The organism is Enterobacter cloacae complex sp. IR53041, from assembly GCF_049238285.1.
In the GTDB taxonomy this organism is placed as follows: Bacteria; Pseudomonadota; Gammaproteobacteria; order Enterobacterales; family Enterobacteriaceae; genus Enterobacter; species Enterobacter roggenkampii.
The window spans coordinates 1-22,450 of record NZ_JBMKHB010000045.1; the positions used below are offsets into that span (position 1 = coordinate 1).

General features: G+C 54.2%; 21 protein-coding genes. 14 read left to right on the plus strand and 7 right to left on the minus strand.

All coding sequences use genetic code 11. The features are described from left to right. Positions 1–67: 67 nt before the first annotated feature. On the minus strand, positions 68–580 hold the full coding sequence (locus ACOTXF_RS21790) for an acyltransferase family protein (protein ID WP_316937492.1): 513 nt from the start codon (positions 578–580) through the stop codon (positions 68–70). Between the two features lie 21 nt (positions 581–601). Further along, positions 602–796 carry a hypothetical protein gene (locus tag ACOTXF_RS21795; protein WP_045416632.1) on the minus strand — a complete coding sequence of 65 codons (195 nt, stop codon included), beginning with the start codon at positions 794–796 and terminating at the stop codon, positions 602–604. A gap of 656 nt (positions 797–1,452) precedes the next feature. Here ACOTXF_RS21795 and ACOTXF_RS21800 point away from each other — a divergent pair. From ACOTXF_RS21800 to yahO, 6 genes are all read left to right on the plus strand, one after another. Beyond that, positions 1,453–1,782 carry a hypothetical protein gene (locus ACOTXF_RS21800; protein WP_052954100.1) on the plus strand — a complete coding sequence of 110 codons (330 nt, stop codon included), beginning with the start codon at positions 1,453–1,455 and terminating at the stop codon, positions 1,780–1,782. 9 nt (positions 1,783–1,791) lie between these two features. Next, on the plus strand, positions 1,792–2,094 hold the full coding sequence (locus ACOTXF_RS21805; RefSeq protein ID WP_181518946.1) for a hypothetical protein: 303 nt from the start codon (positions 1,792–1,794) through the stop codon (positions 2,092–2,094). Positions 2,095–2,760: 666 nt separating this feature from the next. After that, a complete protein-coding gene (locus tag ACOTXF_RS21810; RefSeq protein ID WP_047747547.1) occupies positions 2,761–3,777 on the plus strand; it encodes an iron ABC transporter substrate-binding protein in 1,017 nt (338 codons plus the stop codon). 25 nt (positions 3,778–3,802) lie between these two features. Beyond that, on the plus strand, positions 3,803–5,377 hold the full coding sequence (locus ACOTXF_RS21815; RefSeq protein WP_045416623.1) for an ABC transporter permease: 1,575 nt from the start codon (positions 3,803–3,805) through the stop codon (positions 5,375–5,377). Position 5,378: 1 nt separating this feature from the next. Beyond that, complete coding sequence (locus ACOTXF_RS21820; protein WP_045416620.1) at positions 5,379–6,410, plus strand: ABC transporter ATP-binding protein; 1,032 nt, start codon at positions 5,379–5,381, stop codon at positions 6,408–6,410. Positions 6,411–6,559: 149 nt separating this feature from the next. Beyond that, positions 6,560–6,835 (plus strand): DUF1471 family periplasmic protein YahO, encoded by a 276-nt coding sequence (gene yahO / locus ACOTXF_RS21825; RefSeq protein ID WP_021241596.1) that lies wholly within the window; start codon positions 6,560–6,562, stop codon positions 6,833–6,835. 2 nt (positions 6,836–6,837) lie between these two features. Here yahO and ACOTXF_RS21830 read toward each other — a convergent pair whose 3' ends face one another. The 3 genes from ACOTXF_RS21830 to ACOTXF_RS21840 form a co-directional block, all read right to left on the minus strand. Continuing rightward, positions 6,838–7,701, minus strand: a complete 864-nt coding sequence (locus ACOTXF_RS21830; RefSeq protein ID WP_045416617.1) for an EAL domain-containing protein — start codon at positions 7,699–7,701, stop codon at positions 6,838–6,840. A 53-nt stretch (positions 7,702–7,754) separates the two neighbouring features. After that, entirely contained in the window at positions 7,755–9,692 is a 1,938-nt protein-coding gene (locus tag ACOTXF_RS21835) for a methyl-accepting chemotaxis protein (protein WP_232926684.1), read from the minus strand. Between the two features lie 129 nt (positions 9,693–9,821). Continuing rightward, positions 9,822–10,262, minus strand: coding sequence for a winged helix-turn-helix domain-containing protein (locus ACOTXF_RS21840; protein ID WP_045416609.1), 441 nt, complete (start codon positions 10,260–10,262; stop codon positions 9,822–9,824). A 569-nt stretch (positions 10,263–10,831) separates the two neighbouring features. Between ACOTXF_RS21840 and ACOTXF_RS21845 the strand changes: the two genes are divergently transcribed. The 5 genes from ACOTXF_RS21845 to pheP all read left to right on the plus strand — a co-directional run bounded on the left by ACOTXF_RS21845 (position 10,832) and on the right by pheP (position 18,016). Beyond that, complete coding sequence (locus tag ACOTXF_RS21845) at positions 10,832–11,623, plus strand: winged helix-turn-helix domain-containing protein (RefSeq protein WP_045416606.1); 792 nt, start codon at positions 10,832–10,834, stop codon at positions 11,621–11,623. Beyond that, positions 11,610–12,074 (plus strand): hypothetical protein, encoded by a 465-nt coding sequence (locus ACOTXF_RS21850; protein ID WP_045416603.1) that lies wholly within the window; start codon positions 11,610–11,612, stop codon positions 12,072–12,074. Before ACOTXF_RS21845 ends, ACOTXF_RS21850 begins: the two co-directional genes overlap by 14 nt. 166 nt (positions 12,075–12,240) lie before the next feature. Beyond that, on the plus strand, positions 12,241–14,424 hold the full coding sequence (locus tag ACOTXF_RS21855; protein ID WP_047746091.1) for a TonB-dependent receptor: 2,184 nt from the start codon (positions 12,241–12,243) through the stop codon (positions 14,422–14,424). Between the two features lie 126 nt (positions 14,425–14,550). Then, positions 14,551–16,524, plus strand: a complete 1,974-nt coding sequence (locus tag ACOTXF_RS21860) for a PhoX family protein (RefSeq protein ID WP_048962785.1) — start codon at positions 14,551–14,553, stop codon at positions 16,522–16,524. Positions 16,525–16,627: 103 nt separating this feature from the next. Next, positions 16,628–18,016: a phenylalanine transporter gene (gene pheP, locus ACOTXF_RS21865; RefSeq protein ID WP_232926680.1), complete on the plus strand. Its 1,389-nt coding sequence runs from the start codon at positions 16,628–16,630 to the stop codon at positions 18,014–18,016. 110 nt (positions 18,017–18,126) lie between these two features. Here pheP and ACOTXF_RS21870 read toward each other — a convergent pair whose 3' ends face one another. Beyond that, the gene (locus ACOTXF_RS21870) at positions 18,127–18,426 is read right to left on the minus strand and encodes a helix-turn-helix domain-containing protein (protein ID WP_047746098.1); all 300 of its coding nucleotides are present in this window, start codon (positions 18,424–18,426) and stop codon (positions 18,127–18,129) included. Continuing rightward, positions 18,414–18,776 carry a type II toxin-antitoxin system RelE/ParE family toxin gene (locus ACOTXF_RS21875; protein WP_045416590.1) on the minus strand — a complete coding sequence of 121 codons (363 nt, stop codon included), beginning with the start codon at positions 18,774–18,776 and terminating at the stop codon, positions 18,414–18,416. Before ACOTXF_RS21875 ends, ACOTXF_RS21870 begins: the two co-directional genes overlap by 13 nt. Positions 18,777–18,981: 205 nt before the next feature. Here ACOTXF_RS21875 and ACOTXF_RS21880 point away from each other — a divergent pair, with 205 nt between their 5' ends. The 3 genes from ACOTXF_RS21880 to ACOTXF_RS21890 are packed head-to-tail and all read left to right on the plus strand — an operon-like array spanning position 18,982 to position 22,393. Beyond that, complete coding sequence (locus ACOTXF_RS21880; protein ID WP_234115362.1) at positions 18,982–20,217, plus strand: MFS transporter; 1,236 nt, start codon at positions 18,982–18,984, stop codon at positions 20,215–20,217. A gap of 15 nt (positions 20,218–20,232) precedes the next feature. Next, entirely contained in the window at positions 20,233–21,258 is a 1,026-nt protein-coding gene (locus ACOTXF_RS21885; RefSeq protein ID WP_047746100.1) for a sugar phosphate isomerase/epimerase family protein, read from the plus strand. Next, on the plus strand, positions 21,251–22,393 hold the full coding sequence (locus tag ACOTXF_RS21890) for a Gfo/Idh/MocA family protein (RefSeq protein ID WP_047746102.1): 1,143 nt from the start codon (positions 21,251–21,253) through the stop codon (positions 22,391–22,393). Before ACOTXF_RS21885 ends, ACOTXF_RS21890 begins: the two co-directional genes overlap by 8 nt. The last annotated feature ends 57 nt before the right edge of the window (positions 22,394–22,450 follow it).

Genomic DNA, 22,450 nt, shown 5'->3' on the forward strand with positions numbered 1-22,450 from the left:
AGCTGAACAGGAGGGACAGCTGATAGAAACAGAAGCCACTGGAGCACCTCAAAAACACCATCATACACTAAATCAGTAAGTTGGCAGCATCACCCGTCATCGGGTAATTAAAAAGCGAAGGCAATGACTGAATTAGATCATTAATCTGATATGAATGGTTTGGGGATATTAAATAGGATGATGCATAAATCATTATTATAGAAAAAGCTACTGGCGGGTAAATCCTCATGATTCTGGAAACATAAAACTCTTCAAAATTAAATGTTTTCGCCATCGCCTTTCTGAAAAAAAGAAAAGCAGAAAGTATGAAGAATATCCCGACAGATAGCTCACCGGTAAGAAGAATGTAGTGAACGGTTTTGCTTGAGGAAATATAATCAAGTGACCAATACTCTGTGTCATGACTGCCATCCCTCCAGAAAATATGAAATATGGCGACCAAAGAGGCGCAAATACCTCTAGCACCATCGAATGAACTATACTTTTGATTGTCAGGCTCTATCTTAATAATTTTAGATACTATATAAACAGTAACTAATAGCACAAAAAAACAGATTACATATTCTTGAAGATAATGCATCGTTGATCCTATAACTACATATTAAAGTATTGTTGTTTTAATGCGCTTTTTAGGAATGGACACAATAGAACCATAATCCATTTGAAGCCACATTGCCATCATAACCATTTCGGTTAAAATCACAACCGTATTACTTCGGCTATACACATTAAATAACCCTATAACACTCTCAAGAGCAGCAAGACGCACAAGGTTATTAGATTTTGACTCCGTCATATTTTATGCCTTAAATTAATTGACACCATATTGGCCATTGTGTATTCGGTAACATTATGGCAAGCAGAGCAGTTTCTGGATAGGCGGCAGTCTACCATTCAAGTGCAACATGATCACCACTTGATCATTCCAGTTCCTCACGTTAAGTAGAGTTAAATGATTGTCCGATGCTGTATGAAGGAAATTACACAGTTAAACCATGAGGCATGGCTGTGTACTCTACGTGTCACAGATGTTTCATACATGGTTGAATCACGACGAAACGAGAGGGAAAGTAACGACACATAATGGCACAAAGGCGTTGAGAGTGTGGGAAAACTAATTATATTACAGTGCATTAACTTGTTCTCTACGTTCTTCTAAACCGTCTGTCGCGGGTTCGCACCCTTTAGGCGAGCCATTTGATCCCTGAAATCCCTCATAGCTCCAGCGCCATACTTGAACTGAAACATATCCCTGCTTAACTCAATGGCGATTAATCCTGTTATGAGAGCTCATCCATGGCAAAGCACGACAAAGCTATTCGACTTAATAACGCCCCACCTGTCTTTCAAGAAAATCTTCACGACGTTTATTACCATATGTGAAACCACCAGCTAGTGACGCGACTCGGAAAAACATGAGTGCTTACCTGCTATCAGGACGTGTATCAGGTAATGAAGGAGCGTGCGTTCGTCTCTTCAGGTGTCTCTGAAGACGTGCATGCTGCGCTGGAAAAAGAGTCTTTTAACTTTCCGCCCCTGCTTTGGGATCTTCTGCACGGAATTGTCCTTTTTGAGGAGGGCTGTGTTTATCGCGTGCACCTTAAGGCTCTGCAGGCCCTGTTTATCGGCGAACCTTGGGAGGCTTTAACTCAACTCATCTCACACGAATCACATTCAGTGGTAGACGTTGTACCTACGGCTCGTCCGTTTGACGGAGTTCGTCAGATTGCGGCGCTATGGGGAAAGCTCTTCACCGCGTGGCTTAACCTGACGCAGGCGTAACAGGAGGTGGTGGAGCTAGAGAAGAGTTCCATCAGGCTATTGCTGGATCCCTGCACCATCGATCGTGAGGGGCTGCAGATGCTGATAAAAGCGCTCTTCCGTCTGGATGATAGCTTTCGCCAGCCCGCACAGGCGCACAGAGAAGGTTACTACTCGCTGTTTTATAGCAGCCTGCTGAAAGGATATGGCGGAGAGGAGAATATGCTCTATGAGCGGTTTATCACGGACCACGTCACTATACTGATTGGTGGGAGTGAAACCAGCGAAGCGTTAACCGGAAACGTGCTCTGTATGCTGGCACTGCATCCGTAATTGCAGAAGGTTATCAGAAATAACACGCTGCGGATGAAAAAATAGTACGCGAAACGATGCGCTTTGAATCCCCGCTTCAGATGGGGAGGCGGAAGGTTGCGTCTTCTGTGCATTTTCAGGAGGGTGAACTATAGGTAGGGATAGCGTGTTGTTATGCCTTGGCTCTGCCAACCGGGATGAACACGTATTTGAAGACGCATCGCGCTTTATTCCAGGCAGAAAACCTGGCAATGACCCCGAGCAAGCAACGGGTAACCGCTCTGGACAGCGAGGTGAAATGGTCGAATCGAAGCCTGAACCTGAGAACGCTGGAGATACTTACACTTGAGATCGACTGGTGCGGTAACGAGATAATGACATGAAGGGAATCATATTTTTAATGCCCTGTGGCCGAATTTTTTATTCTTTTTTTTCTGTTAAATAACGACTTAATAAATAGAGTGCTAATTATTTTTGATTAGCACCACCCTTAAGGTTTTCTTAATCTTTATTTTTCTTCTTTCTTAAATCTGGGTTTTTATCATTTCAAATTCCATAAAAAAGAAATTTTACACTTTTACGCGTAAACTGGATTGATACTAATTATCATTAGCGTTGTTGTATGCTTTAATCCTGTCCCACAAAGCTATGAGTGGTTACTCCCGTTGGTCTATTAAGGATATGTTCATGAATTCTCGCCTGCTGTCCTGCTTCTCGCTTGCCTTGTTGTCCTCATCCCTTTTCCTTTCCACACAGTCGTTTGCCGCCGATAACAACGAAGGTATCGTTGTTTATAACGCGCAGCATGAAAACCTGGTGAAGTCGTGGGTTGACGGTTTTACCAAAGAAACCGGGATTAAAGTCACTTTGCGTAATGGTGATGACAGCGAGCTGGGTAACCAGCTGGTACAGGAAGGCAGCGCATCGCCGGCGGACGTGTTTCTGACGGAAAACTCGCCGTCCATGGTGCTGGTGGATAACGCCAACCTGTTTGCCCCGCTGGATTCAGACACCCTGAAGCAGGTACCGGCAGAGTATCGTCCGGCGCATGGCCGCTGGATCGGCATTGCCGCCCGCAGCACCGTATTCGTCTATAACCCGGCGAAGCTGAGCGAACAGCAGCTGCCTAAATCGCTGATGGATCTGGCGAAACCCGAGTGGAAAGGCCGCTGGGCGGCATCTCCTTCAGGCGCGGATTTCCAGGCCATCGTGAGCGCGATGCTGGCCCTGAAAGGCGAAAAAGCCACCCTGGAATGGCTCAAGGCGATGAAAGCCAACTTCGTTGCCTATAAAGGTAACAGCACTGTGATGAAAGCGGTCAATGCTGGTCAGATTGATGGCGGGGTGATTTATCACTACTACCGCTTTGTCGATCAGTCCAAAACCGGTGAAAACAGCAAAAACACCCAGCTCTACTACTTCAAACACCAGGACCCGGGCGCGTTCGTAAGCCTTTCTGGCGGTGGCGTGCTGGTGTCCAGCAAACACAAAGCGCAGGCGCAGGCCTTCATCAAATACATTACCGGCAAAGAAGGTCAGGAAAGTCTGCGTACCAACAACGCCTTTGAATACGCCGTGGGCGTGAACGCGTCCTCCAACCCGAAACTGGTTCCGCTGAAAGATCTTGATGCGCCGAAAGTTGAACCTTCAACGCTCAACAGTAAGAAAGTTATCGAGCTGATGACGCAAGCCGGTCTGCTGTGATCACTGAGAGTGAAGTGAACGTCTTATGTCTGGTCTGAGTCTCGACATCGGAAAAAACAGAGTGCAGGAGCCTGCTCGCAGGCGTCCTGCACTGCCGATGGTTGCGTTAGCTGTCTTATTTTCATTACTGGCGCTTCTGCCTTTGGGTTTTATCATTGCCATTGGCATTGAGACGGGCTGGGAAACGATAAAGGCGCTGGTGTTTCGCCCGCGTGTGGCTGAGCTGCTCAGCAACACGCTGTGGCTGACGGCTTTAGCGGTTCCGCTGTGTATCGTGACGGGCGTGGCGATAGCCTGGCTCACAGAGCGCACGCAGCTTGCCGGTCGTGGAATTTGGTCTGCACTGGCGGTCGCCCCGCTGGCGATCCCCGCGTTTGTGCAAAGTTATGCCTGGGTGAGCGTTGTTCCGTCCATGCACGGGCTCTCCGCGGGCGTGTTTCTCTCCGTTCTGGCCTACTATCCCTTTATCTACATGCCGGTTGCGGCGGTGCTGCGCCGCCTTGACCCGACGCTCGAAGATGTGGCCGCATCGCTCGGCACCCCGCCGTGGCGGGTCTTTTTCCGCGTGGTGCTGCCCCAGCTCAAGCTGGCTATCTGCGGCGGCGCGCTGCTGGTGGCGCTGCACCTGCTGGCGGAATATGGCCTGTACGTGATGATCCGCTTTGATACCTTCACCACGGCAATTTATGACCAGTTTCAGTCTACCTTCAGCGGCCCGGCAGCAAACATGCTGGCGGGCGTGCTGGCGTTATGCTGCCTGGCTATCTTAGTGCTGGAAGGCGTGACGCGTGGAAAGGCACGCTACGCGCGCATTGGCGCCGGGGCTGCGCGCGAACAGAAACGCTGGCCGCTGAAGCCTGCGGCTGCCGCGTTGGGGCAGCTGTTTTTCATCGTGCTGATCGTGCTGGCGCTGGGCGTGCCGTTAGTTGTCCTGTGTCGCTGGATTTGGCTCGGCGGTGTGGAAAACTGGATGAGCGCCGATCTCTGGCATTCGCTGCGCCAGACGCTGATGCTCGGCGTGGGCGGCGCGCTGCTGACGACGACGTGCGTGATCCCCATTGCGTGGCTCGGTATCCGCTATCCGCACCGTATCTTCCGGATGCTTGAAGGGTGCATCTATATCACCAGTTCGCTGCCGGGCATTGTCACGGCGCTGGCCCTGGTCACCGTCACCATTCACTACGCCCGTCCCATTTACCAGACGGAAATAACCCTGTTCCTTGCCTATCTGCTGATGTTTATGCCCCGTGCGCTCATCAACCTGCGGGCGGGGATTGCGCAGGCGCCGGTTGAGCTGGAAAACGTGGCGCGCAGCCTTGGCAGCACGCCCGCGAAGGCGCTCTGGAGCGTCACGATGCGGCTGGCCGCGCCGGGTGCGGCGGCGGGGGCCGCTCTGGTGTTCCTCGGCGTCAGCAACGAGTTGACCGCCACGCTGTTACTCTCTCCCCTGGGCACGCGCACGCTCTCTACCGGATTCTGGGCGCTGACCAGCGAAATTGATTATGTGGCTGCGGCACCTTACGCGATGCTGATGATCCTGATTTCCCTCCCGCTGACCGCCATTCTCTATATGCAGTCGAAGAAAATTGCAGGGCTATGACATGCTTGAATTAACCGCCATTTCTAAATCGTTTGCTGATGTGCAGGTGCTCGACAGCTTAAACCTGAGCGTTGCGCCGGGGAGCAGAACGGCCATTGTCGGGCCGTCGGGGTCAGGGAAAACCACGCTGCTGCGTATTCTTGCCGGGTTTGAGACGCCCGACACCGGACGTATTGTCATGCAGGGAAGAACGCTGTTTGATGAAAACCGTTTTGTCCCTGCCCACCAGCGCGGGATCGGTTTTGTGCCGCAGGAGGGCGCACTGTTCCCCCACCTCAACGTGGCAGACAACATTGCCTGGGGGCTGGACGGGACCCGCCACGAGAAGCGCCAGCGCGTTGAGGCGCTGATGGAGATGGTCTCGCTGGACAGGCAGCTCGCCACGCACTGGCCTCACGAGATTTCCGGCGGACAGCAGCAGCGTGTGGCGCTTGCTCGTGCGCTGGCCCAGCGTCCTTCACTGATGCTGCTGGATGAGCCGTTCTCGGCGCTGGATACCGGCCTGCGCGCGATGACGCGTAAGGCAACGGCCGATCTGCTGGCCGAAGCGGGCGTGGCCTCGATTCTGGTCACACACGACCAGAACGAAGCGTTGTCTTTTGCCACGCAGGTTGCCGTCATGCGTGCCGGACGTTTCACGCAGGTCGGGACGCCTTATGAGGTTTATACCCGTCCCGTTGACGAAGAGACGGCACTGTTTCTTGGTGATGCGCTAATCCTGCCTGCGCAGCTCACCGCGGGCTACGCCCTGTGCGCCCTGGGTGAGGTGCCCACGGACAACGCGCAGGCGACCGGGCAGGGCAGAGTGATGCTGCGCCCGGAGCAGCTGAGCGTGACGGCATGTGCCTCACATGAAAGCCCAATCTCCATTCTTGATGTGGATTTTACCGGCCACCTGTCGACGCTCACCCTCGGGCTCGCCGGGCAGCACGAGCCCGTGACCCTGAAGACCGTCAGCCAGCCAGGATGGAACCCGGGCACGGCGGTACGCATTGATATTGCTGGCGCCGCGCGTGTATTCGACTATTCTTAATATTCGTTAATAATTTCATGCAATGGGTTGTTATAAAAGAATTTTCCCGAAAAAATGGCATTTCCTGAGATTCTCTACCATGCTCATAAAACCTCACCATAATGCGTGAGGTTTTTCGTAGTTGCTGATTAATCTCAAGGAAAAAGGTTATGAAAAAGACGACTGCTATTTTGTTGGGAACGGCGTTACTGTTTACGACCAATGCTTTTGCTGCCCAACTGCTGACTAAAAATGAGTTCAAGAAAGTCGAGTCTCAGTATCAAAAAATCGGTACGGTAAGCACTTCAAATGAAGTATCGGTTGATGATGCAAAAAAAGAACTGATTGAGAAAGCCGATAAGCAAGGCGCGGATGTTCTGGTGCTCACCTCAGGGAACACCAACAATAAAATTCACGGTACGGCCAATATCTACAAGAAAAAATAACGTCACTGCAGCCACCCCGTGTTCGGGGTGGTTGTTCGCTCCCCCTGGTTAACTATCCTGACGAGTTCATCGGCCTGAACTGGACGACAGAAATAGTAGCCCTGTAAGAAATCACACTCATTAAGCCGTAAATAATCCGCCTGATGTTGGGTTTCGACACCTTCAGCGATGATCCGCAGATGCATCTTTTTTGCAAGTTCAATCAGACTCTCCATGAGCCGAAGATCGCCATGCTCTCCGATCTGGCTGACAAACAGCCTGTCAATTTTGATGTACTCAGGATCCAGGGCGTGGATGTAGGCAAGATTTGAATACCCAGTTCCAAAATCGTCCAGCGCAATAGAAATAGGGGAGCGCCGTAATGCTGCAAACCACTCGCTTAATTGCGGCGTGACATGCAGCGGGTGCTTTTCGGTAATCTCAATTATCAGCTGCACGTGGCGGGTAGCAAGCTTTTGTAAAAGCGCCACGGTATCCGATTCAAAACGAGGATCGAGACAGTTCGAGGGACTCAGGTTGAGACTGATGTAAAGTCCCTCAGGAAAAAGATGGATCCGGTGCTGGAGATCGGTAATAACCTGCAGGATTAGATGATGCGTCAGCATAGCAATCAGGTTGTGCTTCTCCGCAAGGGGAATGAAGGTGTCCGGCGCGACGTTACCGTAAAGCGGGTGCTTCCATCTGGCGAGCACTTCAATACCTGCCATCAGCCCCGTCTGGCTGTCGTAGAAGGGCTGATAAACCGGCACGATTTGGTGCTGAGCAATGGCGTCAATTAGCGTTCTTGCCGTTACGTGATAAAAATACGGCGTCAGCAGGGATCGGATGCCTGAGAGCAATGTCGGGTGGCGTTTTATCGTTGTCATTCTCGTGTGTTCTTTAACGTACGGTAGCCCCGGAGGCTACCGTACGGCGGTCATCAGAATTTGACCCAGTCATCCTGGTCGTGGCTCGTGGGACGTTTTATCGCAACAACGGTGGTGCTGCTCGCGTTGTTTGGTCGGCGTTTTTCAGTGCGGGCGGCACTTTCCTTTGATACGCGGAAAATCGATACCACTTTTTCCAGCTGTACGGCCTGATCCTCCAGCGAGCTGGCCGCAGCCGAAGACTCTTCCACCAGGGCGGCGTTCTGCTGGGTAGTGGTATCCATTTCAGCCATCGCCTGTGCAATCTGGGAAATACCGCGGCTCTGTTCTTCGGTAGCGGCAGCAATTTCATTCATGATGTCGCGTACCTGCGCGACAGATGTTTCGATTTTCGTCATCGCATCGCCGGAGCTTTCAACCAGACTAAATCCGGTGTCAACGTGCAACACGGACTCGTTAATCAGGTTTTCAATCTCCTTCGCCGACTGCGCGCTACGTTGGGCAAGCGTACGGACTTCCGCGGCGACCACGGCGAAACCTTTGCCCTGATCGCCCGCGCGGGCAGCTTCAACGGCGGCGTTCAGTGCCAGAATGTTGGTCTGAAAGGCAATGCTGTTAATCACGGTGGTAATCTCTGAAATACGGTGCGAGCTGCTGCGCACGTTTTTCATGGTATCGATCACCTGCAGTGAAATCTGGCTGCCTTCGGTGGCATTTTGCGCGGCTTCGTCGGCTAACTGTCTGGCGTGAGAGGCGTTCTCCGCGTTCAACGCAACGGTAGAGGTCAACTCTTCCATGCTGGCAGCGGTCTCGACAACGGCTGCAGACTGCTGCTCGGTTCGCGCCGACAGATCCATATTGCCAGCCGCAATTTCAGTTGAGGAACGAGCAACGCTCTCCACGCCATCGCGGACATCATTAATTATGTTCTTAAGATTGACGTTCATAGTGGCGACAGCCTGCATCAACAGTCCGGGCTCATCCCGGCGCGTACAGGTCAGCGTGCTGGTCAGGTCGCCGCTGGCGATCTGTTCTGCTACGCGCAGGGTCTCATTCAGCGGCCGGGTGATAGAAAGAGTAATACCCATTGCCATAAGGATACCCAGCGCGATCCCAATGGCAGCAACGACGGCCATTTGTATCTGTACGCTATCAACCGTATCGGCAACTTTTTTCTGCTGTAAATTAAACAGCGTCTGGATGGCCTGCGTCAGCGTCATCGCTTTTCCGGTAAGGGTATCGGACAGGGTGGTCTGCAGCGTCCAGACGAGCTTATAATTCGGTAGCGCTTCGGCTACGTTATTCATCGTGTCGAGGCCAGACTGCAGCCAGTTTTTTTGGTCTTCAGACGCAACGGTGAGCAACTGCCCTGTGTAAGACCTCGCTGTCTCCAGACGCATCAGGATCCCCTTGCTTAGCGCATCCGTAGGGTGCTGCTTATACAGGGTGACCTGCGAATCAATGTCGCTCATAATAAACGCGATCTGAGCGGCGATAAGCGAATGCTGGAGATCAAGGGTACCGCTTTGGCTTAGTTGTGACGCCCGTTCCGAGTTATCGCACAGCCCCTGGGTGTCCAGTTTTTGTTCGCTGAGTTTCTTTTCAGAAAGCGATTGGGTAAACGGTACCAGCGTGGCTACGTAACTCGTTACCGCATTCGCCGTATCGTCGAGCGCTTTTTTCCCCTCCGGCGACCAGCTGAGCGTTTTCATTTCAGACACAATACTCTGCATGCGCTGGGTACCCGCATTGGTCTGGTCGAGATACTTTTGATCAAGCGTATATTGAAAATTGGTTCGCCCCAGGCGGACCTGTGACAGCGCGTTAAACAGGTCGGTTGTATGTCCGTTCTTTTCAACTTTATCCTGAATACTACTCAGACCAAACAGCCCGGAACCCAGAATAATAATCGTCACGAGCAGGACGGTAAAAAAGCCAAAGAATAATTTCTTACTCACTTTTAAATCGGTAAAGCGGTTAATTATGCTCATATTGAATTCCAGCGTCAGCGAAAGCTAACTTACAGTGCTTTAAAATCATTAACGTAAAAATTGTTTTGAAAATAAGAGAAAAAAAAGCCCCTCGCACGCCAGTGCTCAGGGCAAACACCTGAATTGACATCACTCACTCAGGGTATCTGTCTTCTCCTCTTTTTTAACGGAATGAGTCGGGAGTTCACTCATTCTGTAATAAACGGGGATTACATCCGGGTTATTAATGATGTAACCGCGCCCTTTAATATTGTGAATAAAATCGTCGTTTAGGCCTAAAAGCTTCAATTTATTCTTGAGATTGTGCAGAACCTGCCATAATCGCTGTGTGGAAGGACTCAGGTTGTGTGCCTCCCAGATTTCTTCAAACAGTTCTTCTTTTGAAATAGGCTCTTTTCGGCCATTTATCATCAAATAAAGAAAAAGTCTCAGCATCGTTTCATTGAAATAGATTGACGCGAAAGCGATGCTGTTATCAGTAAGGCTACCAGTGAGTCGGTACAGCCTTCGATTGGCAATATCGAAATGAATGTCATCACCGATCATAAATCCGTATAGACGATAACCCATAACAAAAACCCATATAAATGAAGTCGAACACGCATCACTACATATAAGCGCTGAGATAATCCATACCGTTTGTAGGGTGGATTATATGGCTGCTATCAATACTTTCCAATACACATCCCTGTGCGCTATAAGAAACCGGTTCAAGATCACTCACTCATAGTTTATTAGTCGATTTAAGTCATACTTAAAGGATAAAACTCCAATATTCATAGTTTATCTTTGTTATTGTGCTAAATGTCTGTGATTGAACGGTGACTCAACATTAAAACGTGAATTTCAAGAAAATTTCAGTTTTTCACCCTGAATGTTCCGCACGACCTGAAGCCTCTTGAAGGGACATCTGGTGTAGGTCAGGTTAGGATTTTTCAATAAAAAAGAGGAGTGAAGTTAAATGATTTATACTGATTAAGCGGAGGTCACGGCAGGAGGAAAAAAGGATGTAAAAGCGAGTTTTTTATATAACTGTTTGATAAACATTGATTAAAATCTTAATCAGAGAAAGTAAACGGACGCGATAACATAACAATGATGAATGCATTTTGCTTTTGTCTTCTGGCCGCAGGCGCGCCATGAAGCCCGTTTTCCTGATCAATCACGTGGTGCTTTTCGAGCCGGACAAGCGTCGGCTTTGTCAACGGGGTAGTTACCCCGAACGCGCTGTTGTTTTGCATGGCCCCGTTAGTGAGTGTCTGCTACAGCTTCTTGAACACAACGGTGAGGTGCTGTCGCAGCGTTATCTCTTTGCTGCTGTCTGGGAAAAGCAAGGCGCGGTCGTCACGACTAATGCCCTTTATCAGACCATCGCATCTATCCGTAAAGCACTAAAGATGGCGGGGCTGACCGAAAATATCGTGCAGACTATTCCAAAAGAGGGGTTTAAGTCGGTTGCGCATATTCAGATGGGGTCACTCGACGATTTCATTACGCCCGCAGTATTAGAGACTGTCTCGACGTTGCCCGAGGCACAGCGCACATCTCCACCTTCGGTTAATCACGGGCTTCATTTTTTCCGTGGTAAAATGGCGTGGGTCCTGGCCGGATTATTATTTGTTGCTTCTTGTCTGGCACTTATCCATGAAATTAACGCTCAGCGCGCCGGACTTGAAGACTATCTTTCCATTGGCAACGTTAACGGCTGTGATGTCTATTCGTCATGGCATGATAAAACGGAAAGTCAGCATATTTTTGCTGCTCTGGAAAAACGTTATCCCATTCACTGTCCTCCTGGGGGGACGGCTCTGATGACGTTAAATCATTTTCAGAATGGTATTTCAGTGCTCGTGTGCGACAGGCTACCCGACGCCGCCGGTGCGCGCTGTGATTCGATTATGTATCTGGAGCAATATCATGAAAATAGATAGCCAGACTGTGCGCTGGGGGATCGTTATCCTGGCTATTGCTGCGCCTATACTTTATGCCGCCTGGCTTCATTATCAGCGAAATAATTTTACCTGCGAGAGCCATTTAACGATAGTCGAGGGCGATTCGACGGTCGATTCTCTCATGTCTTTTTCATTTCAACATGGTTCAGGCGTCTACGACTCAACCGGTGAATACAGTCCGCCAGGACAGCCCACCGTTACCATCAGCAACAAGATTAACTTCAAATATTGGTATGAAGAAGGAAGGGTCATATTGGTTTCCGACGAAACGAATGCCTTGCCCAAAAAAGACGAACCCTTTCGCCATTATATTCCCGATTTTTTCTATTATCGCGACCGCGGTATCAGCCTTGGCATTGTTCAGGTGAACGCCTCCGGCTATCTGTTTAGCTTCGGAAATTCCCCTGCGTTTTACTGTTCGAAAAGCTGAAAGAGAACGTCTCCTTCTTCTTGAGCCGTTTTCTCGCTTGAAGTTTACGCATGCTAATACTTGAATCATTAAAGATAATGCGTATAGTTCTCATTTGCATTGCTATCAATACATTCTAAGGCCTGACAACGGGCTATTTTTGCGCGCACTTTCAAATGAGTTAACGATGAACAACACCAGAATACACAAAACGCTGCTGGCGCTCGCCGTTGGCGCGGTAACGCATTCCGCCTTCGCGGCGGACGATCAAAAAGAAGATACCCTCGTTGTGCACTCTGCACCGGTCAACGATTTCAAACCCGGTGGCGACCAGCTGGTACCGGCCTTCCTTGACGGACAGGTGGCGAACGGCGGGCGTATGGGGATGCTCGGTCAGCAGAACGCCATGGACGTGCCGTTCAACATCATCAGCTATACCTCGAAGCTGGTGGAAGATCAGCAGGCGAAAACCATTGCTGATGTGATCGCCAACGACGCGGGCGTACAGTTCGTTCAGGGGTACGGCAACAGCGCGGAAACCTACCGCATCCGTGGTCTGAAGTTTGACGGCGACGACATGACCTTTGGCGGTCTGTCCGGCGTGCTGCCGCGTCAGGTGGTGGATACGCAGATGGTTGAGCGCATTGAGATCTTCAAAGGGGCAAACGCCCTGATGAACGGCGCGGCGAGCTCGGGCGTGGGCGGGATGATCAACCTTGAGCCAAAACACGCGGGCGAACCCCCGCAGGCGAAAGTGGGCGTCGACTACACCTCCGATTCTCAGATTGGCACCACGCTGGATGCGGGCCGTCGCTACGGCGACAGCGACCAGTTTGGCGCGCGGGTGAACCTGGTCCACCGCGAAGGGGAAACCGGCATACCGAACGATCGCCGCCGCACCACGCTGCTCTCTACCGGCCTGGATTACAAAGGCGACCGCTTCCGCACCTCGCTGGACCTGGGCTATCAGAAAAAAACCTTCCACGGCAGCCCGACCAGCGTCAACATCTCGGCGGTGGATTTTGTGCCAGAACCGCCGAAAAACGATCGTAACTTCTCGCAGAAGTGGGCCTACAGCGATATCGAAAACGAGTTCGGGATGTGGCGCAGCGAGTACGACATCACCGACAGCTGGACGGCCTATACCGGCCTGGGCGCGCAGCACGCGCATGAAGAAGGGATCTACAGCGCGCCGAAGCTGGTGGACAAGAGCGGCAAGGCGACGGTCAGCCGTCTGGATACCAACCGCATCAGCGATTCTGTCAGCGGGATGGCGGGCATTCGCGGCAACTTCAACACCGGCTTCGTCTCGCACAAGGTCAACGTCGGGTACTCCGCAATGACCAAAAACGAAAAAATCGCGTGGAAAATGTCGGCGGCGAAGGATAATCCGACCACCAACATCTACCACAACACCGGCGTGGATATGCCGGACAGCACCAACTTCAACGGTTCCGGCGGTAAATACAGCGATCCGCTGACCAGCGGGCGCACCCGCACCCAGGGCTGGCTGCTGAGCGATACCCTGGGCGTGCTTGATGACAAGCTGCTGTTCACCGCAGGCGCGCGCCATCAGAAAGTGGTCGTTCGCGGGTATAACAAAATTACCGGCGCAGAGAACGACGCGGACGGTTTCGACGGCAGCCGCTGGATGCCAACCTACGGCGTGGTTTACAAACCGTGGGAAGAAATTTCCCTCTACGCCAACCACACCGAAGCGCTGCAGCCGGGCAAAACCGCACCTAACACCGCCACCAACTACGGCCAGAGCACCGGTATCGTTCACTCTAAGCAGAACGAAGTGGGCGTGAAGGCGGACTTTGGCCGCGTGGGCGGATCGCTTGCGCTGTTTGAGATCAAGATGCCGTCGGCGATCCTCGACAGCAACAATCACTACGGCCTGGACGCCGAGCAGCGTAACCGCGGCGTGGAGCTGAACGTCTTCGGCGAGCCGATGCTCGGGATGCGCCTCAACGCCAGCGCCACCTGGCTGCAGGCGGAGCTGACCAAAACCAAAAACGGCGTAAATCAGGGCAACGATGCCATTGGTGTCCCGAACGTCTACGCCGTGCTGGGGGCAGAGTATGACATCAAGCCGATTGATGGCCTGACGGCGACCGCCCGCGTCAACCACTCTGGCGCGCAGTACGCCGATCTTGCCAACACCAAAAAGATCGACAGCTACACCACGCTGGATCTGGGGATGCGCTATCGCTTCGCGGTGAACCACAATGCAAACCAGATGACGGTGCGCGCGGGCATCGACAACGTGACCAATGAAAACTACTGGGCCAGCGTGGACGATTCCGGCACCTACATCACTCAGGGCGAGCCGCGTACCTTTAAGGTCTCGCTTGGCTACGAGTTCTAAGCGTTCCACCTCGTTATCCGGGGCAGGGACGCCCCACACCTCCGCCGTTGTGTTATAAAATTGTAATAAAAGCTTCTTAGACTGGTCGCCGACTCCTTACCTCTTGGCCAATGACAGGAAGCCGCTATGGGCAGACCCCTCAAATCCGTTTTTAAAAAAGAACATCGCGACGACATCGCTAACCGCAGCGCGAACCCGGTATTCTCCGAGGTTGCAGAGGTGTTCCTCTCCCGCCGTCGTTTTCTCCAGATGGGCGCCGTGGCGGGCGCTGCCGTTTCATTCCCCTTTCTGATCAAACCCGAAAGTGCGATTGCCGCGGTATCAAAGCCTTCTGCACTGGCAAAAGCGGTTTCCCTGGGCTTTACCAGCATCGACGTCTCCACGGAAGATACGGTGAGGGTGCCGGAAGGCTATATCGCCCGCCCGTTTTATCGCTGGGGGGATCCGACGGGGCTCAAAAACAACATGCCGGCCTTTAAGCCGGATGCCAGCAACACCGCGGACGAACAGGCTGCGCAGGCGGGCATGCATCATGACGGCATGGCGTGGTTTAGCCTGCCGCAGGGGGAGCAAAACCCGGAGCATGGCCTGCTGGCAATGAACCATGAATACATCGACAACGGGATGCTGTTTACCGACGGTACGGCGAACTGGAGCCTCGACAAGGCCCGCAAGGGGCAGAACGCGATGGGCGTGTCGGTGGTGGAAGTGAAAAAATCGGGCAGCGACTGGCAGGTGGTACGCCCGTCTTCGTATGCCCGCCGCATTACCGTCAATACGCCGATGCAGCTTACCGGCCCGGCGCGGCATCAGGACTTAATGAAAACCGCCGACGACCCGCAGGGGGAGCGCGTGCTGGGCACCATGCAAAACTGCGCTAACGGCCACACGCCGTGGGGCACCTATCTCACCTGCGAGGAAAACTGGTCGGATATTTTTGTCAAAAAAACCGATCTCAACCCGCTGGAAAAACGCTACGGGATCAGCGACAGCGATGAATCCTACCGCTGGAACGAGGTGGACGAGCGATTTAGCGTTGATAAAACCCCTAACGAACCTAACCGCTTCGGCTGGGTCGTGGAGATCGATCCCTACAACCCGACCTCCACGCCGCGCAAGCACACCGCCCTGGGCCGCTTCAAGCATGAGGGGGCGGCCGTCACGCTTGCCGCCGATAACCGCGTGGTGGTCTATATGGGGGACGACCAGAAGTTCGAGTACATCTATAAGTTTGTCTCGGACAAAAAATACGATCCCGCTAACCGTGAAGCCAATATGCAGCTGCTGACGTCCGGCACGCTGTACGTTGCCCGCTTCAACGAAGACGGGAGCGGCGACTGGCTGCCGCTGATCTTCGGGCAAAAGGGTCTGGATAAGAGCAACGGGTTTGAAAACCAGGGCGATCTGCTGATTAAAACCCGCCTGGCGGCAGACGCGGTGGGGGCAACGAAGATGGATCGCCCCGAGTGGATAGCGGTCGACCCGCACGCCAGCGGCAGCGTCTACTGTACGCTCACCAACAACAGCGATCGCGGGAAGGAGGGTAAGGCACCGGTTGATGCCGCCAACCCGCGCGCTAATAACGTGTTTGGTCATATTATGCACTGGCACGAAGAGGGGGCCGATCCTGCTGCCGCTCGCTTTAAGTGGGATATTCTGGTGATGGGCGGGCGGACCGACAGCGACGATCCGAAGGCTAAAGGTTCCATGCAGGGGGCGGCCTTCGGCAGCCCCGATGGCCTGTCGTTCGATCATCAGGGCGTGCTGTGGATCCAGACCGACGTCTCTTCCAGCACCATCAATAAGAAAGCCTACGAGGGGATGGGCAATAACCAGATGGTGGCCACCATTCCGGGCACCAACGAGTACCGCCGTTTCCTGACCGGACCGCGCGGGTGTGAAATTACCGGGATTGCGTTTACGCCGGATAACCGGACGCTGTTCATCAACATTCAGCATCCGGGGGAGGGCGGGGATGATATCACCGACCCTGCTAACCCTCGCGCTGTTTCCAACTGGCCAGACGTGAACCCGAACGGACGCCCGCGTTCCTCAACGGTGGTCATCGTCAAAGCGGACGGCGGGATCATCGGCTCATAACCTTGCATCGCCGGGGGCATGCCGTGCCCCCGGCGTTAAACTTGCTACCGCCAGCATGAAGTGTTAAAACGTGCCCCTTCTAAAAAAGAGACAGGGGTAGGACGTGAAAGACGCGTCATCCGCTTCAGGCCATGGTAGCGCTGAAGCCTCGTCGGATCAGAATCCGACGCTGCAACGTGGTTTGCAAAATCGACATATTCAGTTAATTGCCCTTGGCGGCGCAATCGGTACCGGGCTCTTTCTCGGCATCGGCCCCGCTATTCAGATGGCCGGTCCGGCGGTGCTGCTGGGTTACGGTATCGCCGGGATTATCGCCTTCCTGATCATGCGCCAGCTTGGCGAGATGGTCGTTGAAGAGCCGGTGTCAGGCTCCTTCGCGCATTTTGCCTATAAATACTGGGGTCCGTTCGCAGGCTTCCTCTCCGGCTGGAACTACTGGGTGATGTTCGTGCTGGTCGGGATGGCGGAGCTGACCGCCGCAGGCATCTATATGCAGTACTGGCTGCCGGATGTCCCGACGTGGATCTGGGCGGCGGCCTTCTTCATCATCATTAACGCCGTTAACCTCGTCAACGTCCGCCTGTATGGCGAAACCGAGTTCTGGTTTGCGCTGATCAAGGTGCTGGCGATTATCGGCATGATCGGCTTCGGCCTGTGGCTGCTGTTCTCTGGTCACGGCGGCGAGCGCGCCACGATCGATAACCTCTGGCAGCACGGCGGCTTCCTGGCGACCGGCTGGAAAGGGCTGATCCTCTCGCTGGCGGTGATCATGTTCTCCTTCGGCGGGCTGGAGCTGATTGGCATCACCGCCGCGGAAGCGCATGACCCGCACAAAAGCATTCCGAAAGCGGTTAACCAGGTGGTGTACCGTATCCTGCTGTTCTACATCGGCTCGCTGGTGGTGCTGCTGGCGCTGTACCCGTGGGTAGAAGTGAAATCCGACAGCAGCCCGTTCGTGATGATTTTCCACGATCTCAACAGCAACGTGGTGGCTTCTGCGCTGAACTTCGTCATTCTGGTGGCGTCGCTGTCGGTCTATAACAGCGGCGTATACTCCAACAGCCGCATGCTGTTTGGTCTCTCCGTGCAGGGTAACGCGCCGAAATTCCTCACCCGCGTCAGCCGTCGCGGCGTGCCGGTGAACTCGCTGTCCCTTTCCGGGGCGATTACCTCGCTGGTGGTGCTGATCAACTATCTGCTGCCGAAAGAGGCCTTTGGCCTGCTGATGGCGCTGGTTGTCGCTACGCTGCTGCTGAACTGGATCATGATCTGCCTCGCGCACCTGCGATTCCGCGCCGCGATGCGCCGCAAGGGGCGCGAAACGCAGTTCAAGGCGCTGCTTTACCCGGCGGGGAACTACCTCTGTATCGCATTCCTGGGGCTGATTCTGGTGCTGATGTGCACCATGGATGAGATGCGCCTCTCGGCGATGCTGCTGCCGGTGTGGGTGGTGTTCCTGTTTATTGCTTTTAAGCTCTCGCGTAAAAAGTAGTGCGGCTTTCGCCCGGTGGCGCTGCGCTTACCGGGCCTACATGTTCGGGGCCGTTATTATTTTGTAGGCCGGGTCAGGCGCAGCCGCCACCCGGCTTTGAACGAGCAGTATCAAATCTGAAACGCTATCCGTTTCCCATTCGGTAGCGTCACATCAATGCTCATTTCACCGCCGAGCGCACTGACATAGCGTTTGAGTGTTGAAAGCCGGGGATCGTTTCCCGGCTGTTCGATTTTTGCCAAAGTGGGTTGTTTTACCCCCATTGCTGCGGCCAGTTCTGTCTGGGAAATATTGAGCTCTTCCCGCAACTGGTTCAGGGCAACAATTCTGCGCATCACTTCAACTTTAGCCGCTATACGCTCCTGACTTTCCGCGCTCTGTTGTGCCATGAGTTCTTTTAGCGTTGCCATATGGCCTCCTTATCCGCCAGATGTCTGCTGTATTCAACGTCAGCCAGCGCGATCATTTCGTTATAAAACCGTTTTTGATTGCAACCGGTTTTGTCTCCAGCACAGAGCACAATTGCCTTACGGTCAGGATCAAAAGCAAAAAAGGCTCTGATGGGATTACCCGCATGCTGAATACGTAACTCTTTCATGTTTGCATAGGCTGAATCCTTCACGGTGTCTACGTATGGTCGCCCCAGGGTTGGGCCAAATTCAGCAAGAATATGCATCGTCGCCAGCACATCTTCTTTTAATGCTGTTGTTTGTTCAAAGAACCAGTCGTCAAATCTGTCCGTTGTCTCGACGTTCCACATCGTTTCTCCTGTAGCTTCCTCGCGGTATCATTTTATAGCCTATTAGCTATATTGACAACCAAAACGCCTCGTTTGTCATACAACGATCTTTATCGTGACCCCCCTCCCAAATCTGTTTCGATCCACAGGATCTTTATTTTGTAATCGATTACTTTTTCATTTGAATTGATTTGTAATCGATTACTTTTTACGGGTGAGGCTTATCATGGTGTCAACTGAAAGTAGTGAAAAGACGATAGCGCAGCACCGGCTGCTGGTGCCGCGGCTGTCGCTGATGATGTTTCTGCAGTTTTTTATCTGGGGTAGCTGTTCGGTTACGCTAGGCCTGGTGATGACCCAGCACAACATGTCTCTGCTGATTGGCGATGCGTTCTCCGCCGGGCCTATCGCCTCCATTCTCTCGCCGTTCGTGCTCGGCATGCTGGTGGACCGCTTCTTCGCCTCGCAGAAGGTGATGGCGGTGATGCACCTGGCGGGCGCGGCGATCCTCTGGTTCGTGCCGGGGGCGCTGATTGCCGAGAACGGCGCGCTGCTGATTGGCCTGCTGTTTGGCTACACGCTCTGCTACATGCCGACGCTGGCGCTGACCAACAACATCGCGTTTCACAGCCTGGCAAACGTGGATAAAACCTTCCCGGTGGTGCGCGTGTTCGGCACCATCGGCTGGATCGTGGCGGGCATTTTCATCGGCGTCACCGGCGTGGCGGCAAGCGTTACCATCTTTCAGGTGGCGGCGGCCAGCTCCGTGCTGCTGGCGCTTTACAGCCTGACGCTGCCGCACACGCCTGCTCCGGCGAAAGGCCTGCCGGTGAAGGTGCGCGATCTTTTCTGCGCGGATGCCTTTGCGCTGCTCAAAACCCGCCACTTTTTCGTCTTCTCCGTCTGCGCGATGCTGATCTCCGTCCCGCTCGGCACCTATTACGCCTACACCGCCTCGTATCTGGCGGATGCGGGAATTGCCGACGTCAGCACCGCCATGTCCTTCGGGCAGATGTCCGAGATCGTCTTCATGCTGGTTATTCCGCTGCTGTTCCGCCGTCTGGGCGTGAAGGTCATGCTGCTGATCGGCATGCTGGCGTGGTTTGTCCGTTACGCCATGTTCGCGCTGGGCGTCAGCGAGGAGGGGCGCATTCTGCTGTATCTCGGCATCCTGCTGCACGGCGTGTGCTATGACTTCTTCTTTGTGGTGGGCTTTATCTATACCGACCGCGTGGCTGGCGAGAAGGTGAAAGGCCAGGCGCAGAGCATGATCGTGATGTTCACCTACGGCATCGGCATGCTGCTCGGCTCGCAGATTTCCGGCGCGCTCTATAACCGCCTGGTGGCCGGGCAGACCGTGCCGCAGGCGTGGGTGACATTCTGGTGGATCCCGGCGGTAGCGGCCGCGGCGATCGCGCTGATTTTCCTTCTCACGTTTAAGTATGACGATGACAAGGCGTAACGTTCAGGAGGTGGTATGAGGACGATGAAAGGACCCGGCATTTTTCTGTCGCAGTTTATTGGCGCAGAAGCGCCGTTTAATTCGCTCGACGGGCTGGCTGAATGGGCGGCAGGTAAAGGTTATAAGGCGGTGCAGATCCCCTGCAACCATCCGCATATTTTTGACGTCGAGAAAGCGGCTGAGAGCCAGGCCTACTGCGATGACATCGCCGCTAAGCTGGCCGCGCACGGGCTGGTTATCAGCGAACTGTCGACCCATCTGGAAGGGCAGCTTGTCGCGGTAAACCCGATTTACAGCGACGCGTTTGATCACTTCGCGCCCACGTCCGTGCGCGGTAACGATGCTGCGCGTCGGGCGTGGGCCACGGAGAAGCTGAAGCAGGGGGCGGTCGCCTCGGCAAGATTAGGTCTGAAAGCACACGCCACCTTCTCCGGCTCGCTGGCGTGGCCGTTTTTCTATCCGTGGCCGCCGCATAATGAGCAGCGCTTTCAGGAGGCGTTCGAGGAGCTGGCGACCCGCTGGCGGCCGATTCTGGATACCTTCGACGAGCAGGGCGTGGACGTCTGCTTTGAGCTGCATCCGGGGGAAGATCTGCACGACGGCGTCACCTTCGAGCGTTTTCTTGCGCTGGTGGACAACCATCCGCGCTGCAACATTCTCTACGATCCAAGCCATATGCTGCTCCAGCAGATGGACTATCTGACCTTTATCGACATCTTCCATGCGCGCATTAAAGCGTTCCACGTCAAGGATGCGGAGTTCCGCCCGAACGGGCGCAGCGGCGTGTACGGCGGCTACCAGCCGTGGATCAACCGCGCCGGACGCTTCCGGTCGCCCGGCGACGGGCAGATCGACTTTAAGGGCATTTTCAGCAAGCTGACCCAGTACGACTACGACGGCTGGGCGGTGCTGGAGTGGGAGTGCTGCCTGAAGGATGGCGATACCGGGGCGAGTGAAGGCAGCGAGTTTATCCGCCGCCACATCATTCCGGTCTCCGGACGCGCGTTTGATGATTTCGCCGCTGGAGGCAAGCATGATTAACGTCGGAATTATCGGCAGCGGGTTTATCGGCCCGGCGCATATCGAGGCGCTGCGGCGTCTCGGATACGTGCAGGTTGTGGCCCTCTGCGACGGCACGCTTGCCAAAGCGCAGGAAAAAGCGCGTCAGCTTAACGTGACGCACGCGTACGGCAGCGTTGAGGAACTGCTCGCACACCCCGATCTGCACGTGGTGCACAACTGCACGCCGAACCACCTGCACGCGGAGATTAACCGCCAGATCCTGCGCGCGGGCAAGCACGTGTTTTCCGAAAAGCCGCTGTGCATGACGCCGGACGAGGCGCGCGAGCTGGTGGCGCTGGCAGAGCTGGCGGGCGTGGTGCATGGCGTGAGCTTTGTCTATCGCCAGTTTGCGATGGTGCGCCAGGCGGCGAGCATGATGCGTGCGGGCAGCGTCGGGCGGCTGTTTGCCTCACACGGCAGCTATCTGCAGGACTGGATGCTGCTGGAAACCGACTACAACTGGCGGGTAGATGCCGCGCTCGGCGGCGCATCGCGCGCGGTGGCGGATATCGGCTCCCACTGGTGCGACACGGTGCAGTTCGTTACCGGGCGGCGCATTACCGAGGTGATGGCTGATTTATCCATCGTCTGGCCGACGCGCAGGGCCAGCAAGGTCGGGAATCAAACCTTCTCCCACGACGAGCAGGCGGAGTATGTAGACAAACCGGTCACGACCGAAGACTTCGGCTCGGTGCTGTTCCGCTTTGACGACGGCAGCAAGGGCTGCTTTAGCATCTCGCAGGTGAGCGCCGGGCGTAAAAACCGCCTGACGTTTGAGATCAACGGCAGCGAGCGCTCGCTGGCGTGGGACCAGGAGGTGCCGCAGCAGCTGTGGATCGGCCATCGCGCGCAGGCCAACCAGACCCTCACCGACGATCCGGGGCTGATGAACCCTGACGTGGCCGACAGCGCCCACTTCCCCGGCGGACATATCGAAGGCTGGCCGGACGCCTTCAAAAATATGATGGCGCAGTTCTACCGCGCCGTGCAGGCGGGCGCGATGCCGGAGACGCCGCAGTTTGCGACGTTTCACGATGGCGCAAACGTGATGTATATCATTGATGCCATTGTGAAAAGCCATCAGCAGCAGCGCTGGGTGCGCGTGGAACAATAACGCGTTGCCCAGTTCGCCGGGCAATAAATTTATGGTAGCCTGCACAAAACGCTAACC

Coding starts and splice junctions, on each gene's coding strand:
- yahO (WP_021241596.1), top strand. CDS start 6,560: ATGAAAAAGACGACTGCTATTTTGTTGGGAACGGCGTTACTGTTTACG.
- ACOTXF_RS21855 (WP_047746091.1), top strand. CDS start 12,241: ATGAACAACACCAGAATACACAAAACGCTGCTGGCGCTCGCCGTTGGC.
- ACOTXF_RS21850 (WP_045416603.1), top strand. CDS start 11,610: ATGAAAATAGATAGCCAGACTGTGCGCTGGGGGATCGTTATCCTGGCT.
- ACOTXF_RS21830 (WP_045416617.1), bottom strand. CDS start 7,701: ATGACAACGATAAAACGCCACCCGACATTGCTCTCAGGCATCCGATCC.
- ACOTXF_RS21840 (WP_045416609.1), bottom strand. CDS start 10,262: ATGGGTTATCGTCTATACGGATTTATGATCGGTGATGACATTCATTTC.
- ACOTXF_RS21795 (WP_045416632.1), bottom strand. CDS start 796: ATGACGGAGTCAAAATCTAATAACCTTGTGCGTCTTGCTGCTCTTGAG.
- ACOTXF_RS21810 (WP_047747547.1), top strand. CDS start 2,761: ATGAATTCTCGCCTGCTGTCCTGCTTCTCGCTTGCCTTGTTGTCCTCA.
- ACOTXF_RS21860 (WP_048962785.1), top strand. CDS start 14,551: ATGGGCAGACCCCTCAAATCCGTTTTTAAAAAAGAACATCGCGACGAC.
- ACOTXF_RS21885 (WP_047746100.1), top strand. CDS start 20,233: ATGAGGACGATGAAAGGACCCGGCATTTTTCTGTCGCAGTTTATTGGC.
- ACOTXF_RS21875 (WP_045416590.1), bottom strand. CDS start 18,776: ATGTGGAACGTCGAGACAACGGACAGATTTGACGACTGGTTCTTTGAA.
- ACOTXF_RS21890 (WP_047746102.1), top strand. CDS start 21,251: ATGATTAACGTCGGAATTATCGGCAGCGGGTTTATCGGCCCGGCGCAT.
- ACOTXF_RS21815 (WP_045416623.1), top strand. CDS start 3,803: ATGTCTGGTCTGAGTCTCGACATCGGAAAAAACAGAGTGCAGGAGCCT.
- ACOTXF_RS21870 (WP_047746098.1), bottom strand. CDS start 18,426: ATGGCAACGCTAAAAGAACTCATGGCACAACAGAGCGCGGAAAGTCAG.
- ACOTXF_RS21820 (WP_045416620.1), top strand. CDS start 5,379: ATGCTTGAATTAACCGCCATTTCTAAATCGTTTGCTGATGTGCAGGTG.
- ACOTXF_RS21835 (WP_232926684.1), bottom strand. CDS start 9,692: ATGAGCATAATTAACCGCTTTACCGATTTAAAAGTGAGTAAGAAATTA.
- ACOTXF_RS21790 (WP_316937492.1), bottom strand. CDS start 580: ATGCATTATCTTCAAGAATATGTAATCTGTTTTTTTGTGCTATTAGTT.
- ACOTXF_RS21800 (WP_052954100.1), top strand. CDS start 1,453: ATGAAGGAGCGTGCGTTCGTCTCTTCAGGTGTCTCTGAAGACGTGCAT.
- ACOTXF_RS21880 (WP_234115362.1), top strand. CDS start 18,982: ATGGTGTCAACTGAAAGTAGTGAAAAGACGATAGCGCAGCACCGGCTG.
- ACOTXF_RS21845 (WP_045416606.1), top strand. CDS start 10,832: ATGAAGCCCGTTTTCCTGATCAATCACGTGGTGCTTTTCGAGCCGGAC.